Annotated in this window: 1 pseudogene; it reads right to left on the bottom strand. The window is 64.6% G+C overall.

Annotated elements, in window-relative coordinates:
• Positions 1–237: pseudogene (locus AAE027_RS39570) on the bottom strand (Ig-like domain-containing protein); the annotation flags it as partial.

The raw sequence follows: 237 nt of genomic DNA, 5'->3' as shown, positions 1-237 counted from the left end.
CCACCACACTGGTCGATCCGATCGCCTCGATCGTGACGGGGCTGGCGACCGGCACCCCAATCGTGCCGTCGCCATTGAGATCCTGCTGCAGCGTCGTCTCCAGCGCTTGCAGGGACGGATCGGTCCCCAGCACTTCGGGAGCCGCGGCAAGCGTCTTCACGAAATTGCCGGTGCTGTCCGTGCTCCAGACCGAGTAATGCCCGTCCGACGAATCCTTCCAGACCACGTCGTAGCCAC

Origin of the sequence: Bradyrhizobium sp. DN3, from assembly GCF_041357655.1 — a bacterium.
In the GTDB taxonomy this organism is placed as follows: domain Bacteria; phylum Pseudomonadota; class Alphaproteobacteria; order Rhizobiales; family Xanthobacteraceae; genus Bradyrhizobium.
The sequence above is the reverse complement of the archived record's forward strand: the minus strand, read 5'-3'. Positions and strand labels throughout refer to the sequence as shown.